The organism is Streptomyces aurantiogriseus (assembly GCF_014649375.1).
Classification (GTDB): Bacteria; Actinomycetota; Actinomycetes; order Streptomycetales; family Streptomycetaceae; genus Streptomyces; species Streptomyces aurantiogriseus.
Genome location: NZ_BMSX01000015.1, coordinates 268,750 through 284,715 on the forward strand (window position 1 = coordinate 268,750; position 15,966 = coordinate 284,715).

General features: G+C 70.9%; 18 protein-coding genes. All 18 read left to right on the forward strand.

The genetic code is table 11. The annotated features are described in order from the left end of the window. Positions 1-8 precede the first annotated feature (8 nt). The 18 genes from IE263_RS29745 to IE263_RS29830 all read left to right on the forward strand — a co-directional run bounded on the left by IE263_RS29745 (position 9) and on the right by IE263_RS29830 (position 15,594). Positions 9-701: a hypothetical protein gene (locus IE263_RS29745; protein WP_189940902.1), complete on the forward strand. Its 693-nt coding sequence runs from the start codon at positions 9-11 to the stop codon at positions 699-701. A gap of 25 nt (positions 702-726) precedes the next feature. Beyond that, entirely contained in the window at positions 727-1,500 is a 774-nt protein-coding gene (locus IE263_RS29750; protein WP_189940903.1) for a hypothetical protein, read from the forward strand. A 30-nt stretch (positions 1,501-1,530) separates the two neighbouring features. Next, the gene (locus IE263_RS29755) at positions 1,531-1,767 is read left to right on the forward strand and encodes a hypothetical protein (protein ID WP_229911231.1); all 237 of its coding nucleotides are present in this window, start codon (positions 1,531-1,533) and stop codon (positions 1,765-1,767) included. Between the two features lie 149 nt (positions 1,768-1,916). Beyond that, complete coding sequence (locus tag IE263_RS29760) at positions 1,917-2,078, forward strand: hypothetical protein (protein ID WP_189940904.1); 162 nt, start codon at positions 1,917-1,919, stop codon at positions 2,076-2,078. A gap of 29 nt (positions 2,079-2,107) precedes the next feature. Further along, positions 2,108-2,500, forward strand: a complete 393-nt coding sequence (locus IE263_RS29765; RefSeq protein ID WP_189940905.1) for a hypothetical protein — start codon at positions 2,108-2,110, stop codon at positions 2,498-2,500. After that, positions 2,497-3,297: an SPDY domain-containing protein gene (locus tag IE263_RS29770; RefSeq protein WP_189940906.1), complete on the forward strand. Its 801-nt coding sequence runs from the start codon at positions 2,497-2,499 to the stop codon at positions 3,295-3,297. Before IE263_RS29765 ends, IE263_RS29770 begins: the two co-directional genes overlap by 4 nt. Before the next feature lie 27 nt (positions 3,298-3,324). Next, on the forward strand, positions 3,325-3,681 hold the full coding sequence (locus IE263_RS29775) for a hypothetical protein (protein WP_189940907.1): 357 nt from the start codon (positions 3,325-3,327) through the stop codon (positions 3,679-3,681). After that, positions 3,672-4,499, forward strand: a complete 828-nt coding sequence (locus tag IE263_RS29780) for an SPDY domain-containing protein (RefSeq protein WP_189940908.1) — start codon at positions 3,672-3,674, stop codon at positions 4,497-4,499. The genes IE263_RS29775 and IE263_RS29780 overlap by 10 nt, the downstream gene beginning before the upstream one ends. Before the next feature lie 80 nt (positions 4,500-4,579). Next, positions 4,580-5,128: a hypothetical protein gene (locus IE263_RS29785; RefSeq protein WP_229911232.1), complete on the forward strand. Its 549-nt coding sequence runs from the start codon at positions 4,580-4,582 to the stop codon at positions 5,126-5,128. A gap of 2 nt (positions 5,129-5,130) precedes the next feature. Next, positions 5,131-5,910, forward strand: coding sequence for an SPDY domain-containing protein (locus IE263_RS29790; protein WP_189940909.1), 780 nt, complete (start codon positions 5,131-5,133; stop codon positions 5,908-5,910). A 39-nt stretch (positions 5,911-5,949) separates the two neighbouring features. Next, the gene (locus IE263_RS29795) at positions 5,950-7,740 is read left to right on the forward strand and encodes a TraM recognition domain-containing protein (protein WP_189940910.1); all 1,791 of its coding nucleotides are present in this window, start codon (positions 5,950-5,952) and stop codon (positions 7,738-7,740) included. Positions 7,741-7,796: 56 nt separating this feature from the next. Further along, positions 7,797-8,396, forward strand: a complete 600-nt coding sequence (locus IE263_RS29800; protein WP_189940911.1) for a hypothetical protein — start codon at positions 7,797-7,799, stop codon at positions 8,394-8,396. Positions 8,397-8,427: 31 nt separating this feature from the next. Beyond that, a complete protein-coding gene (locus IE263_RS29805; protein ID WP_189940912.1) occupies positions 8,428-9,288 on the forward strand; it encodes a hypothetical protein in 861 nt (286 codons plus the stop codon). 632 nt (positions 9,289-9,920) lie between these two features. Beyond that, positions 9,921-10,859 (forward strand): alpha/beta fold hydrolase, encoded by a 939-nt coding sequence (locus IE263_RS29810; RefSeq protein ID WP_189940913.1) that lies wholly within the window; start codon positions 9,921-9,923, stop codon positions 10,857-10,859. 23 nt (positions 10,860-10,882) lie between these two features. Beyond that, a complete protein-coding gene (locus IE263_RS29815) occupies positions 10,883-11,755 on the forward strand; it encodes an adenine nucleotide alpha hydrolase family protein (RefSeq protein ID WP_189940914.1) in 873 nt (290 codons plus the stop codon). Beyond that, positions 11,755-13,023, forward strand: coding sequence for a DNA cytosine methyltransferase (locus IE263_RS29820; protein WP_189940942.1), 1,269 nt, complete (start codon positions 11,755-11,757; stop codon positions 13,021-13,023). Before IE263_RS29815 ends, IE263_RS29820 begins: the two co-directional genes overlap by 1 nt. Then, positions 13,023-14,156, forward strand: coding sequence for a DnaB-like helicase N-terminal domain-containing protein (locus tag IE263_RS29825; protein ID WP_189940915.1), 1,134 nt, complete (start codon positions 13,023-13,025; stop codon positions 14,154-14,156). The genes IE263_RS29820 and IE263_RS29825 overlap by 1 nt, the downstream gene beginning before the upstream one ends. Before the next feature lie 64 nt (positions 14,157-14,220). Beyond that, entirely contained in the window at positions 14,221-15,594 is a 1,374-nt protein-coding gene (locus tag IE263_RS29830) for an SPDY domain-containing protein (protein ID WP_189940916.1), read from the forward strand. Positions 15,595-15,966: the final 372 nt, after the last annotated feature.

Genomic DNA, 15,966 nt, shown 5'->3' on the forward strand with positions numbered 1-15,966 from the left:
CACGCTCTTTGCCTCTCGCCGATCGCTTTCTGGGCGTCCACCGCGATCCCCACTCCGGCGAGGTCCTCGCCCGCGGCGGAGCCCCCGAGGCCCACAGCATTCTCCAGCGCTGCGGCTTCGTGCCCGAAGTCCGTGTCCATGAGACCCACCACCGGGCACCCGTGGATCTCGCCGAGGCCGAGGAAATCCGCCTCGCCACCGACGCCGTGGCCCGGCTGCGGGCCGCCGGCTATCACGTCGACTGCGACCCACAGTTCGACACCGACCGGCACCCGCCCCGCTATCTACCCCTCGGCGCCCAGGCCGCCCAGCTCGCCGACCGCATCCGTGAGGTCACCACGACCGAGGAAGCGGTCGAGGTACTCACCGAGCTGACCGCCTCCCACGACGGCATCCTCGCGGGCATCGAGGCGGTCCTCACCGCGACCGCCGACTTCCACGACGGTCTCGGCGACCCGGCCGACACCTATGTCGCCCGGCGCCTGCGCTACCTCGCCGACGAGCGCCTCGGCGTCATTCGCGGCGACCTCGCCAATACGCGCAACGCGCTCGCCGACCGGCATGCCCCACACCCCGGCCGCGGCGCCTGCACGCGGGACGTTTCCGGCGCGCAGCGCGAAGCCTCGGCCGTGTGCGCCTGCCCTCCGCTGCCGCGCACCGTGCCGGTCCCGCCCCCTGCCGTCACCGGCCCGCGCCGCTGACCCCTCCCACCTTGCGAAGGAAGACATGCACGACCACGACTACGATCCCGGCCGCCTCGCGTCGTTCGCCGACGTACTCGCCGGGGAACTGCCCGGTGCCTGGAGCAGCACCTACCACCCGCCGGAGCACAAGGACGACCTCGCCGAACTTGGCGACCAGGTCTGGGACATGGATCTCGTCGCCGAGTCCCTTGTCGAACACCCGCTGGAACACGGAGCCGTCCTGACCCGCGAGGACGGCGCCCAGCTCGTCCTCCTCGACCGCCACGACGAGCGGGACGGCTTTCTCATCGCCGCCGTCGCCCCGCGTGATGTCCCCGGGGAGGCGTTCCGGGGGATACGGGAGCCGGACGGGATCTCTTTGAGCGACGATCCGTTTCTGAGCGCCGAGGCGGTCGCCGGCGACCTGCTGGCCCGGTACGACGCCGCGCTCGCCCAGGTCCGCCAGAACGCCACGGACCTGTCCGAGGAGCCCACCACCACACGGCCGTCCCAGCCGGAGCGGGTCGTCCTGACCTGGCAGGCCGACGGCAGTCTCACCACCGCCCCCGCCAGCGACACGGCCGCCGCTGTCCTGATCGCCAACGGGTTCGTCCACGACCAGCACACCGATGTCTATCGGCTGAGCGGCGACGACACCGCAGCCCAGGCGCGAGCCGTCCGCGGGGCCGGCGCGCAGCTCGCGGCCCAGGGCATCGCCACCGCGCTCCAGCACCCCTCGGGCCGGTTCGCTCCCACGGCCTCCGCGTCGGCGGCGTTGCCGCCCCAGACCCGCACCTCCACCGCGCGGAGCCGATGAGGCAGGACAGCTCCGAGCCCGACTTCGGGGGTGCTGGAGTACATCACCATCACCAAGGACGCACGGACCGGGCTGGTCGTCGCGCTCGGCGGCACCGAGCAAGCAGCCGGCATCCTGCAGACGGCCGGGGGATTCCTCAACGCGCCTGGCCCGCGCAGCGACTACCACTGTCTTCCGCACGGTCTGCACGCCCAGGAGCAGCGCCTCAAGACCACCGCGGCCGCGCACGCCCTGATGTGCCCGGCACTCCCGGCCCCAGGTCCCTAGGCCCACACCCCCCGCCCCAGCAACCTCAGCCAACGCTTCGCCTCGACACACGGCGTAAGCCCGAACGGTGGCCCCGGCGCCCGCCGGGGCCACCCCCCAGACCGCACCGCCCACCGGAGAAACCCGTAACCCCCCGCACACCACCGCCCATGTCCCGCCGCTTCAAACCGCGCCTGGCAACTGCCCTGTTCCGCCACTACCTGCGCGCCTGCATCGCCACCGGCCCTGACCGGAGCGCACCGCTGTCCGGCGCACGCCCCGAGAGCGCGCTCGACGAGGCCCAGCGGATCGGCCACCGCCACCACCACTGACCCCGGCCCCGGCCCCGCCCAGGAGGACCATGCCCCGCGCCCACCAGAAGACCTACGCCGATTCCCTCACCGACAGCATCGGCCGCCAGCTCAGCGACCTCACCGAGTACCTCGCCCAGCCCGGCCTTTCGCCAGAAGCAACCATGCGGGCCCTCGCGCGCGTGCTCGACCCCGAGGAGGGAATCCTCGGCCGATTCACCGGCCTCATGGCCACCGGCAGCGTCTTCGCCAAGACCCAGGCCGAACACGGCGCCCTGCCAGCGGAGGTGTGGCTCGCCCTCGGCCGGGCCGCGAACGAACTCCATGACATCGGCCTGGACCTCGATGAACACGCCGGCGCCCTCACCGAACTCAGCACACGCCCCACCACCACCGCGAAGCCCCCGACCGCTGCCCCGCTCGTCGTACGGCGGCGCCGGTGAAGAGGAAACACTGGCAGGGCTGGGGACCCGGTGAGCAGGCGGAGCAGCACTACCTCGTTGAGCCCCGTTCCCTCGCCGGAGGCGGCGACCTGAGACATGTCTCGGAGTTCCTGCGCGCCTGCGGATGGCAGGACAAGTCCAAACGCAATGGCCCGCTCGTCCTCGACAGCCCCGACCGCACCATACGGATCGGATACAACCCCTATGTCCAGCCGGGCGGTTGGACGATCCACAGCAAGGCTACGGCACACCAGGACGAATGGACCGTGTCCTTGGGCCGGCACACGCCCGTGGAGATCGTCGCCGGGCTGACCGACGCCCTCACCCGTCCCCGCTCCGCGCACGCCCCCAACGTCTGGGCCCCGCTTCAGGAACAGCACTGGGACACCACCCGCGACGCAGAGCACTTCACCGCACGGAGCCCGGACGGGACTGCGTGGATGCAGTTCCGCGAGGACCAGCCCGGCCACGCCATGTGGTGGTCCGGAGCACACGACCAGCAGGGCAACGGCTGGACCGCGATGTTCACCGCCTCCACCCCCATGCACCTCGTGCAGGCCTTCTCCACCGCGCTCGCCAGCCCCGAACCCGTGATGCGGCCCCGCGGCCGCGTCCCGCACAGCACGCAGATCCGCACCACCTCCGTCTCCGTTCTCCCCTCCCAGCTCAGCGCCTGGCAGCAGGCCCGCGTCTCCGCCGCCCGCGCCGCCACCTGGGCCCGCACCTGGACGACGAACGGGCCCCGCACCACAGCCCGCCCCCACGCCACCGCCAGCCACGCCCGCGCGCGCCGCTGACCAACCGAACCGTTCCCAAGGAGCCCTGTGCCCGCACTGACCCCGGACGACATCCACGCCGCCACCGAGACCCTGTCCCGGCTCACCGACTACTTGCGCGACGACCCCGACCCCAGCGAGGCGCTCGCCCTGGTCGAGCCGCTGCTCGACGAGTACACCGGCATCCCCGTCCAGCTCGGCGACACTTTGCGCGCCCTCGCCCGCGCCGTGGTCGACCACCCGGACACACTGCGCTCCCCCAACCTGCACGGCCTGGTCGACGAGCTGCGCACCGCCGCGTGGGAGCAGACCGACCAGCACACCCTCCACTACGTCCTCGACGACCTGCGCACCCTGCTCGCGAACAACTCGCCGAACATGCCGGAGTGCAGCCGATGCCGGTGAGCGACCGGCAGCTCGCCGAGTTCGCCGACAAGCACGCCTGGCGGATCCCGTTCGACACCAGTCCCCGCCACCTCGCCGGCCCCGGCGACGCCCGCCAGGTCACCCACGGCCTCGCCGCAGTCGGATGGACCCGCACCTCCGACCTCCTGAGCGCGGAAATCGTCCTGCGCAGCCCCGATGGCCGTCACAGCCTGCAGTTCGACCCGCAGTCCGCCACCTCCGCCTGGTGGCGGTTGCGGGCCGAGGCCACAGACACAAAACGGGGCTGGTACGCCGAGTTCGGTGAACTCGTGCCCGCCGAGATCCTCAGCAGCGTCACCGACGCCCTCGTCTGCCCACCGCGCACCGGGCGTCCTGATCCCTGGCAGACGCTGTCCTCGGCCGGCTGGCTGCTCGACGCACACAACAGCGCCCACTCGCCGGACGCCAAGTGCCATATCGAGCTGCGTCCCCTCGGCGACCGGGATACGCCGTCCTGGCACATCGAGACGCGCGAACAGGGCCACGGCCATCCCGTGGGCCCCCGCATCTGGCACGCCTGGTTCGACCACCACACACCCTCACACCTGGTCAGCGCATTCGTCACCGCGCTCGCCGACACCACCCCGCTCCAGCGCGGCATGTACGACCGCACCGCTCACTACAGCGCCGTGCAGGAGCCGAGCCCGCTGACCACACAGCAGGTGGTCGACGCGCACACCACCCGGCTCGACGCTCTCCGCACCCAGGCACGCGCCGCTCGCCGCCGTAAGCAGCCAGCCACCAACAAGGCCCTGGCGCCGTCGCCCACGACCTCGGCATCTCCCCTCCGGCGCTGACCAACCGGCCGCAGTCGGCTCAAGCCCCCGCCTCCTACAAGGAACCCGCCATTCCCACACCTCCCGACTCCCACCGCGCGTTGCTCAACCATCTCGGCCGCTTCCTGCGCGACAGCCAGAAGATCCTCGACTCCTGGAACGCGTACTCCGACGAGGCCACTGACCTCGACGGGTGGCCCTACGACGATGACGCCTACGGCCGCCGCGCCAGCCTGCGCGACGCCGCCACCGCCGAGGCGTTCGAGAACGTCCGCGACGGCGCGCACCATCTCCTGGCCACTGCCCAGACCCAGCTCACGCACCTGCCTGCCCACACGGTGCAGAACCGCTGGGTGTGGCAACTGGGCGTCCTGCACGAGGCGCTCGACCGCCTCGACGCCCTGCACGAGAAGTGGTTGCAGACCCGCGACAGTCTCCCTGCTGACGCCCGCCCCGGCACCGAGACGTTCGACGACGCGCTCGCCGTGCACCACGCCGAAGCGTGGAGTTCCCTCGACGACTGGGCCACCCACGGTCACGCCATCCGTGACATCAACGCCGCCGCCCGGCACGCCCCCTCGCCCCTGGCCCCGCCGCCGACCGCGACTGCAGCCCCCTCGACCGGCCGGGCCGGCAAGGTACGGAGCTGACGGTGCCCAAGACCCCCGAGACCGTGGAGGTCGGCTTCGTCGCCCCGCGTCACCTGGCAGGCGGCGGCGATCCCGCATGGGTCACCGTCCCCCTGCACCGCGCCTGCGGCTGGAGCTACAGCCACGACCCCCTGATGCCACGCGTCATCCTCTCCAGCCCCGACCAGAAGGGCCTCCTGCGTCTGGAGCCCGCCCCCGAAAGGCAGTGGTGGAACCTGCAGCACGCCCCCGAGCCGGACCGGCCCGCCTGGTACGCGAGCTTCGGCGCCCGCACCCCGGTCGAGATCATCGCTGCCGTCACCGACGCCCTGACCGACCCGAGCTACGCCCCCGCCTCAGAAACCGACCCGTACGAACCGCTCATGATGGCCGGCTGGACGCCCGCTCCCGACAAGGACAGGCTCGTCTCACCCGATGGCAAGGCCCACGTCGAGCACTACGTCAGCGCCACGTCCGACTGCTGGTGGGCCACCACCACGCTCAGCGAGACCCAGGGCCCGGTGTGGCAGGCCCGCTTCGGCGAGCACGCCCCGCCACGTTTGATCACTGCGTTCACCCGCGCCCTCGCCGACCCAAGCCCACTCCCGCGCACCGGCAGCCCGCTCAGCATCCCCGCCTACGGCACCAAGCTCATCACCCGCACTTTCCGGGAACTGCCCGCCGCCCAGGTCGCCTCCGCGCTGGAGGGCCGCGTCCGGTCGCTCGCCGCCCGACGAGCTGCCCCGCAGACGAACACGCCGACCCCGCGACGTCCTCCGACCGGCCCTGGCCGCACCCGCTGATCTCCGCCGCCCGCTCCCTCCCAGAAGCGCACACCGCCCTTGCCTCCTCCCACCAACAGCTCATCCGACGGGTACGACATCGCCTTCCGCCTCTTCCTCGGGGTGCTCGCCGTCGTCATCCCCCTGTCCCACCTCGCCTGGCTGTCCGGCAATGTCACCGCCTGGCTGACCGGCCACGACTTGGCGCCCTACCAGCCGACCGCCGCCCTGCTCCACCCCGACCAGCTCTGGCCGACGGCCGGAGAAACGTCCCTGCTGGTAGGCGCCCGGATCGTCCCGATCGCAGCGCTGCTCGCGCTCGGCGCCGTGGTCGGGGTTCTGGCCTCCCGCCACAAGACGAGTGGCGGCGGCCGGAAGAAGAAGATCGCCGGGATGGCCAAGCCGAAGGACATCGAGCCCCTGATGGCCAAGGCGATCACCGCCAAGGCCCGCTCCCTGCGCCCGAGCCTGAAGACCGCCAAGCACATCGACGCCAAGGACACCGGCGTCCTCCTCGGCAACCTTCAGGGGACGAGACACGAGGTCCGTATGGGGTACGAGGACGTCGCGGTCGCGATCATGGCACCACGATCCGGCAAGACCACCAGCCTCGCGATCCCCTCGATCCTGGCTGCACCCGGGCCGGTCCTGCTGACCTCCAACAAGGCCGCCGGCGACGCCTACACCGCCACCCTCGACGCCCGCTCTGAGGCGGGCCGGGTCTGGTCGATGGACCCCCAGCAGATCGCGCACGCCGCCCGCCAGATGTGGTGGAACCCCCTCGCCGACGCCAAGACCCTGGACGGCGCCGGCCGGTTGGCCGGCCACTTCCTCGCCGCGAGCGTCGACGCGAGCCAGCAGGGCGACTTCTGGTCCAAAGCCGGATCCAACATCCTCTCCCAGCTCTTCCTCGCCGCCGCCCTCGACGAACGCCCGATCACGGACGTCATGCAATGGCTCGCCTTCCCCGCCGACCGCACCCCGCTCGACATCCTCCGTGACCACGACTTCACGGCCGTCGCCGCGCAGCTCAAGGGCACCGTGGAGGGCCCGCCCGAGACGAGGGACGGCATCTACGAGACGGCCCGCCAGTACGCAGCCGCCCTGCTGAACTCCCAGATCGCCGCGTGGGTCACCCCGCAAAAGGACGTCCCCGAATTCCGCCCGTCGCAGTTCGTCACCTCCACCGACACGCTCTACCTGCTGTCGAAGGACGGCGGAGGCGGCGCCTCAGCGCTGATTGCCGCGTGCGCGGACTCCGTGATGCGGGCCGCGACCACACAGGCCGAGCGCGCCGGCGGACGGCTCGATCCGCCGATGCTCGCGATCCTCGACGAGGCCGCCAACGTCTGCAAGATCAGCGACTTGCCGGACCTGTACTCCCACCTCGGCAGCCGCGGGATCATCCCCATCACCATCCTCCAGTCCTACCGCCAGGGCCAGAAAGTCTGGGGCGACGCCGGCATGGACGCCATGTGGTCCGCCTCGACCGTGAAGGTCATCGGCTCCGGCATCGACGACCCGGACTTCGCCGACAAACTCTCCCGGCTGATCGGCGACCACGACGTGGAGACCACCTCCACCTCCCACTCCGAATCCGGCAAATCGACCTCCGTGTCGATGCGCCAGGAGCGGATCCTGCCCGCCGACGCGATCCGCGCCCTGCCCAAGGGCACCGCCCTGTGCTTCGCCACCGGCATGCGCGCCGCCATGCTCGACCTGCGCCCCTGGTACCTGGAGCCCGGCGCCGACGAACTGTCCGCCGCCTCCGCCCGCGCCTCGAAGGCCATCACCGCCCGCGCCGTCGCCAAGCACGCGCCCGGGCAGGGCGACTACGGCACGGCTGCCTGACCGGGCGGCGCCACGCGCACGGATCGCGCTCACCGCCCCTGACCCCCTGGAGCACCATGGCTCTAACCGACCACCACGACGTCTTCATCGGCTCGACCGGCGACGGATGGACCTTCGTCGTCCTCAACCGCCGTATCCGCAACGCCGCCCGCATCCTGACCGGGGCGGGGTTCACCGCTCGCGAGCACCAGGGCCGCATGCTCTTCCTCCTGCCGCCCGAGACTGCTGAGGACGCGCACGAGCGCGCTGGCGTCTCGGCCTACGGGTTGATGGCCTACACCCTGGATCTCGTCGACCTCGCTTGGACCACACGCCAGCACGACGCAAGCCCGGCAGCCCAGCCCGACGTGTCCATCAGCTTCACCGACGACAAGGTCACCGCGACCGCGGCCACGGACCAGGCCGCCGCCATCCTCGTCCGGCATGGCTTCACGTCAGCGGGGGCGAAGCGCCAGTACGGCCTACCGCCCAGGCTCGGTGAACGCGACGCACTCAGCGCCGTTGTCCGCGCCGAGGCCCACCTCTACGCCGACGGCATCAGCGTGCGTATCGACCTCGGCATCGCGACCACGCAGGACATCCCACCGGCACCATCCCGCCCCGGTGCTGAGCCCGCATCACCGCCCACCACACAGGTGCAGCGGCGCAGCCGCTGACCACTGTCCCCCTCACCCGGAGCACAGCACCATGCGTCAGATCGACCTGCACGCCGAGATCGCCCGACTGCGGCAACTCGGCGGTGACTTCGAGAACTTGCACAGCGAGATTCGCTCGCTCGCCCTGACGCCCGGCACCGATGCCCGGCAGCAGCTCACCTCGAAGGTCCTGGCCACGCACGAGCTGGTCCAACGTGCCATAGAACGCCTCGACGCCCTCGACGGCAGCGAGTACACCGCCGTACCCGGCAGCCGCCCGGCTCTGGAACTACTCGCCTCCGTCGTCTCCGCCGCCAGTTTCGCCGCATGCGACTTGGCCTGCGCGCTGGAGGCCAACCCACTGGAGGGCGCCCCCTTCCCCGGCCCTCCGGGCGCCCCGTTCCCCAGCTCGCCGGCCGATGAAGCAGCCGTGCGCACGGCGCGGCACGCGGAGGCGGTCCCCGCCATGGCGGAACACCTCGCGAACGCCGCCCACCAGCTCGACCTCGCCTACACCGGCTGCTACTACCTCGCGAGCGGCATCACCCGGGACTTGAAGCAGCACGCCGAACAGAACCAGGCGACACCGGCGCCGAAGATCACGGACAGCCAGTACGCAGTCCTCGCCCGACTGTCCGTAGGTGGCGGCACCCGCTACGTGATCAGCCGTTACGGCGTGCTCAAGGCCATCGATAAGGACCGGGCCACCGTGAACGTCGCCACCCTCAGCGCCCTGATCAAACGAGGACTCGTCGAGGTGAACACCACGACGTCCCTGCACCAGGGCCAGCACCTTCACGCCACCGCCGAAGGCCATCGTGCCCTCGCCCAGCACAAGCACACCACGGCCCCCGCACCAGCAGCGGCCGCAACGCCTCCTGCGACAAAGCAGTCCCCGGGACACACGCGATGACCGGCACCAACCCACCGTCTCGTTCCACGCGGCACAAGGCCCCCCAGCCCTCCGGTCCTGCCGAACTGCCGTTCTCCACGCCCGAGCTGTCGTCCATACGGCGTCTGACCTGGCAGCAGCGCGCCGCCCTGCGGGTTCTCGCACGGACGCCCAGTCGAGTGCGACAGCGGAGCAACGGCTCGCACTTTGTGGACACCCAAACCTCGTCGCACATCGCGATCACAACGTGGCACGCGCTGGAACGCAAGGGCCTGGCCTACCGCGATCACACCGCCCACCCCGCGTCCCTCATGGGTCAGCGCCTGGCACTGACCCCCAAGGGCCTGGCCGTCCTCAACCACCTCGCCCGGGCCACGTACCCGTCCACGGCGACCGAACTCTGGCCACCCGCTCCACCAGCGCATTTCACCTCACCCCCCAGCGTCCCAGAGGTCCGGGGACCCCGTGCCCGTCGCCGCTGACCGCCCGAGTGCCCAGGCCGCTACTGGGCGTCCGGCCGCCCTCATCAGGTGGGCCGCCCGCAGTACGGGCCGAACGGCTGGCATCGCCAGCGCTGTCTGGACAGCGCACGGCTGCACCCTACGCATCCCCTCCGGAGTCCCCCTGTGCTCAATTCGCGTTCTGCCACTGAGGTGTTGTCGGCATCCGCCGCTGACGGCACCCCGTTGGCCGTCTACCTCGACACCCCGGCCCGCCCGCGGTCCGACGGCGCGACGATCGTGCTGGTGCACGGCGCGTCGGTCACCGCGGACCTGTGGCGCCTCCACGCCCGGCATCTGACCGGCCTTGGCTTCAGAGTCCTGCGCTACGACCACCGCGCGCACGGCCGCACTCCGCGCGGCGATGCGCCGATGACCATCGAGCAGCTCGCCGACGACCTGAGCCAGATCCTGCGCGCCCTCGCCCCCACCGGGCCGCTGGTGCTCGCCGGCCATTCCCTGGGCGCACTCGTCCTGCAGGAACTCGCCGCCCTACGTCCCCAGCTCCTGTCCCGGATCCGGGGCATGGTGCTGCTGTCGGCCACCGCACACGGGGCGAGCGTGCTGCCCGGCCGCGGCCCGCGCGCCCTGCTTCTGGCCGCCGGACGCAGTCTGTTCGCCCTGGCCTGCACCCACGCGCCCCGGGCCGTGGACCGGGTGCGGCGCCTGCTGCCCGACACCCACCGCTACACCCTCATACCCCGCACTGCCACCGGGGCGGACGACGGACCGCCGCCGTGTCGGCACGCCGTACGCCACACGCCCACCGCGGATCTCGCAGCGCTCTGGCAGTCCCTGCGCGGCTACCGGGCCCGCCGCCTGGCCGTGCTGGAGCAGCTCGGCGGGCGGCTGCTGCTGATCGCCGGCGCGGACGACCAGCACATCCCCGCCGCCCACACCAAGCAGCTGGCCCACCGCTTGCCCGCCGCCCGCCTGGAAATCGTCCCCCGCACCACGCACGCCCTGCCCATCCGCCACCCCGCGCTCATCAGCGCCCGCATCGCCCGCCTTGCCGCCGGGCCAAAGCCCCGCCCTCACCTCACCAAGGATCCCTCATTTCCGAACTCCCCTATTTCCGAGCAATTTCACTAGGCGCGGGGATTCAGTCCAGCGCCATGCTTGCCCTGTCGGCGGGACGGATTCTCCCGAAGGTCGACTATGCCATTTTCGCCGACACGGGATGGGAGCCCAGGGCTGTCTATGCGCACCTGGACCGCCTGGAACGCGAGGTAGCCGAACCCGCGGGAATACCTGTCCTCCGTGTCTCCTCCGGCAACATCCGCAAGGACGCCCTGGACCCGGAACACCGCTTCGCGTCCATGCCTCTCTACGTCCTCAACAAGGACGGCAAACCCGGGATGACCCGACGCCAATGCACAGGGGAATACAAAATAAAACCGATCAAAAAGAAAGTCCGAGAACTCCTCGGCTACCCCTACCCGGCACGCATCCCCAAGAGTATATTCGTCGAGCAGTGGGTCGGCATTTCCACCGACGAATTCCACCGAGCCAAGGACGCCGACGTCCGCTACATGCGCAATCGGCATCCTCTCATCGAGATGGGCTGGTCGCGATCCGACTGCGTCCGCTACCTGACCTCGCTCGGACTGGCCGACACCCCGAAATCGAGTTGCCTCGGATGCCCGTTCCACGGAAACGCCCAATGGCGCCACATCCGCGACAACTCCCCAGAGGAATGGCAGGACGTGGTGGAGTTCGACGCCGCCATCCGCCAGGGAAACGCCCGCGCCAACGCCACCGGCAACAAGCTGCTCGGCGAAGCGTTTCTCCACCGCTCCCGTGTCCCTCTCAGCGAAGCTCCGATCGACCACATCACCGCCGCCGAATGGGCGGCGATGCAGCAGGAACTCACCGACACTGGGCCGGACCTGGCGGACCTTGAGCAGGGCGTCATCGACGGCTGCTCCCCATGGGCCTGCCGAAGTGAAGTCGAGCCCGTACAGGACGACTTCGGACTGGCCTCTTGATAATCCTGGACCTGTTCTCGGGGCCGGGTGGTTGGAGCCACGCTCTGACCGTCCTCGGCGTACGGGACGTGGGCCTGGAATGGGACGAATGGGCCTGCAAGACCCGTGCGGCAGCAGGGCAGTTGACCATTCGCACAGACGTAGCGCTGTATCCCGTCCGGCCTTTCCTCGGACAAACCGTCGGGCTCATCGCGAGCCCGCCCTGCCAGGCATGGTCGATGGCCGGCAAGCGCCTCGGCCTGGTGGACCAACCTCTGGTCCACCAGGCGGTCGCGGACCTCGCCGCCGGGCGCGACACCCGCGAGCAGCTGCTAGCGGCCTGCCGGGACGAGCGCAGTCTGCTGGCCGCCGAGCCCATGCGCTACCTCCACGCTCTGAACACGGTGGGCGAACCGGAGTGGGTCGCCATGGAAGAGGTCCCCGACGTTCTGCCGCTATGGCGGCAGTACGCGGCCATCCTCCGCCGGTGGGGATTCTCCGTGTGGACCGGCATCCTCAACGCCGCCGACTACGGCGTACCGCAGACGAGAAAGCGCGCGATCCTGCTCGCCTCCCGGGTCCGTACGGCCGAACCACCCGCTCCCACCCACGCTCAGATCGCCGAACCCGAGTCGCTGTTCGGGCCAGGCCGCGCCCGATGGGTCAGCATGGCCGAGGCCCTCGGCTGGGGCGCCACCGACCGACCCGTCCCCACCGTGTGTGCCGGCGGCGGCCCAGGAGGCGGCCCCGAGCCCTTCCCCTCCGGCTCACGCAAGACCCTCTCCGACGCCCGAGACCGAGGCACCTGGACACCCCGCGCCGACGGGATCGTCCTGCACTCCCGCCGGGAAGGAGCAGGCTGGGCCGCTCTGTACGGCGCACGGGACAACCGACCCGCCGACGCCCCAGCGCCGACCTTCACCGCGGAAGCCCACCGCTGGTCCTGGTCCCTGCGCAGCAACAACCAGGCCAACGCCACCGTCAGATCGATCGCAGAGCCGGCCGGCACGCTGTTCTTCGGGCACCGCGCGAATGAATGCACCTGGATCGCCGAACCCGCCAGCACACAGCCGGAGAACGGAACCGAGGCCGCGCCGGAGCCGATCCGGATCACCGCGCGCGAGGCCGGTGTCCTCCAGACGTTCCCCGCCGACTACCCGTGGCAGGGCAACAAAGGCCAGCAGTTCTCCCAGATCGGCAACGCCGTGCCCCCGCTGCTCGCCGGACACCTCCTCGCCCCGCACCTGTGCGTGCCCCTCAACCCCGACGACTTCACCCTGGCAGCCTGATGCCCCGCACCCCCAACCCCGACGAGGACGAGGACCTCGACGACCTGCCCGACACGCATCCGCCGCAGCTCGTGTATTACGCCGAGCAGGCACTCCTCGGCGCCCTCCTCCTCGAGCCCCACCGCCTCGACGACGTCGTCGGGGTTGAGCCCGACTCGTTCTCCAACTACGCGCACGGGGCCCTGTTCGCCGCGATCCGCGATCTGCCGGCCCCCGACCCGGTCCAGCACGCACAGGACACCAGCTGGCTGAACGCGGTGCTCGCCGCCGCACGCGAGCAGGCCCGGGGGCTGACCGCCTCGTACCTCCACACGCTGATCCAGGTCTGCCCGTGGCCCAGGCACGCGTCCGCCTACGCCCGGATGATCGAGACCGAGCACGCCCGCCGCACCCTGCGCGCCCACGCCGAGCGCCTCGCGCAGACCGCGACGGACGTCACGCTCCCACACCCCGTGCCCACCACCCTCGCCGCAGCCGACGCCCTCGCCAGCGCCGTGGACGACATCGCCGCACGGTTCCCCCCGCACTCTGCCTCCCTGCCCCGCACCCCGACACCCACACCGAGCGCGTCCCCCTACAACGCCGACGAAGCGGTCGACGAGGAACGGCTGCTGCTCGCGACCGCGACGGCGCACGCAGCTGACGTCGAGCAGATGCAGTGGCTGAGCACCGACGACTTCACCCACCCCGTGCACGCCGGGCTGTGGCAGTGCCTGCACGCACTGACCCGGCGCCGTGCCCCCGTCGACCCGGTCACGGTCCTATGGGAGGCCCAGCATCGCGGCCTCCTCGCATCCGGGGCCGAGCCGACCGAGCTGCTCAACCTCCTTGGAACACCTGCCGGTTCCCCGCAGCACTGGGGCGAGCGGATCCTCCAGCGATCCGTCCTCGCGACCGCCCATCAAGTGGGCCGCCGCATCGAGGCGTTCACCTACGACCCGGCGGCCACCCCGTATCAACTCGTCGTCGGCAGCCGCCGCGCGCTCGCCGACCTGTCCGCCGTGCGCACCCGCTGGAACCACGCCACCTCACCGGCGCCGACCACCACGCCCGCGCGCACCAGGGCCACGGCATCGCCCCGAGCGGGCCCGCCGCGGACCACGGCTCCACCCGCCGCGCGTATCTCCCGCTGACCCCGAACCCGCCGGTGGCCGGACCTGAAAGGGTCCGGCCACCGGCAGAAGCGAGCACCCCTTCGTGACGACCCCCTCCGCCGACGCCCACGTCCGCCTCGACACCCACCCCACGCACACCAGCGCCGTGACCGCCACGATCACCGGCCCTCAACAGGAGCCGGCCCGCGCTCTGCTCATCGCCCGCGGCTTCGAAGCCCTCGACGAAGACACCCTGGTCATGGCCCGCATCGACCACGAGGAGCCCCACTGGGCCGAGAAGGCCGCACAGGCCCTGACCGCAGACGGCTTCACGACCGAGATCACCCCCCGGCTCCACGAAGCGATCGACGAGGAGTGGACCTGGGCCAACTACCCGATGCCCTGGTGCACCCGGACGGAGATCCGGGAGGTCTCCAACGAAGCCCAGAAGATCCACGACGACATCCGCCACGGCCGGCTCATCATCCACGTCCACGCCGACGACAGCGGCACCACCGTCGCCGTCGGCACCTACCGCGACAGCGGCAAGAGCGTCTACCTCCACGGCGAGAACCACCTGCGGCAGATCGCCGACACCTTCGACTCACCCGCCCAGGCCCTCGCAGCCTTTGAACGTCTCCACGGCGACACCATGCGCCCCGGTCCCGCACCCATGACCGACACCGAACGCCAGACCGCCGAAACCCGTGCCACGTTTGGCGTACCGGCCGCCGTAAAGACCGAACAGCCCGTCCAGAGAACGGAAACGGTTCCCGCCTACGCCGCCGCCCCCGGCGACCACGACACCATCCTCGACCAGTTCCTTGCCGAGCACGACGAGTGGGAGAAGTGGCGCACCTGGTCCGACGACACCACCCACGCCATCCACGAAGAACAGACCCTGCGAGCCGAACTCGTCCACGAAGCCGATCCCCGCGAGACTGCCTGGACCATCGCCGCCTACGAGACCCCCGTCTCCGACCGGATGTGGCACCTCACCCTCTCCGGCGCCACCCCAGCACCCGTCCTCCAGACCCTGCTGAACAGGCTCGCCGAGGGAGACGCCTGGGAGACCGCCATCGGCAGCCCCGCCACCGAGAAGACCGTCACCGAAGCCACCCGTCCCCTCACCGACGCGGGCTGGAGGCACACCGTCGACGGACGATGGATCCGCTGGGAAACCCTCCAAGCCGACGCCGGCGTCCAGTTCGACGCCTTCGCGGCCCAAAACCCGCACAGCACCCTCGCCACCTGGACCCTCTGGGCCGGCCCCAGCATCGACCGTCCCACTTGGGCGATCCACGCCTCCCCCTACACACCCGCCCCACTGCTCACCCACCTCGCCGAGGAACTCGCCCACGGCACCGGAACCCGCCAAAGCAGCTCCGCGAAGCCGCAGTCCGGAGCGCATCTCACAACCACACCACCCCCTCGTCCCCCGGCATCAGCCGCACAGCACACCCGTCGGCACCGCTGACTGCCCTGGTTGCAGCAGCCGGGCCCGCCTTCACCATGCCTGGGCATAGGTGTTCAGTCGGCGCCCCAGTGCCGACAGCGTCCCAGGCTCAGCAGACCCGTTCGGGACGGACGCCACCGGCCTTCGGCTCGGTTACCCCCTGCCACGCCACCGACACTCCCCTCCGCCCTGCGCGTCCAACGGTGATCACGCTTGCGCACAGCAGTGGCCGGCAATTCGGCGAGTGCGTTGGTGCACTCACCTACCTGTGGGCAGCGGCAGCCGCCCCGGTTATTCACAGACCGTCAAGACCTGGATATTTCGCTTCTACTTACCGCTACTGACCTTTGCGGCGTGATGTCGTTGAGGGCTGACGATGTGTGATCGTCGCGG

Coding starts and splice junctions, on each gene's coding strand:
- IE263_RS29750 (WP_189940903.1), top strand. CDS start 727: ATGCACGACCACGACTACGATCCCGGCCGCCTCGCGTCGTTCGCCGAC.
- IE263_RS29760 (WP_189940904.1), top strand. CDS start 1,917: ATGTCCCGCCGCTTCAAACCGCGCCTGGCAACTGCCCTGTTCCGCCAC.
- IE263_RS29765 (WP_189940905.1), top strand. CDS start 2,108: ATGCCCCGCGCCCACCAGAAGACCTACGCCGATTCCCTCACCGACAGC.
- IE263_RS29780 (WP_189940908.1), top strand. CDS start 3,672: ATGCCGGTGAGCGACCGGCAGCTCGCCGAGTTCGCCGACAAGCACGCC.
- IE263_RS29800 (WP_189940911.1), top strand. CDS start 7,797: ATGGCTCTAACCGACCACCACGACGTCTTCATCGGCTCGACCGGCGAC.
- IE263_RS29805 (WP_189940912.1), top strand. CDS start 8,428: ATGCGTCAGATCGACCTGCACGCCGAGATCGCCCGACTGCGGCAACTC.
- IE263_RS29815 (WP_189940914.1), top strand. CDS start 10,883: ATGCTTGCCCTGTCGGCGGGACGGATTCTCCCGAAGGTCGACTATGCC.
- IE263_RS29825 (WP_189940915.1), top strand. CDS start 13,023: ATGCCCCGCACCCCCAACCCCGACGAGGACGAGGACCTCGACGACCTG.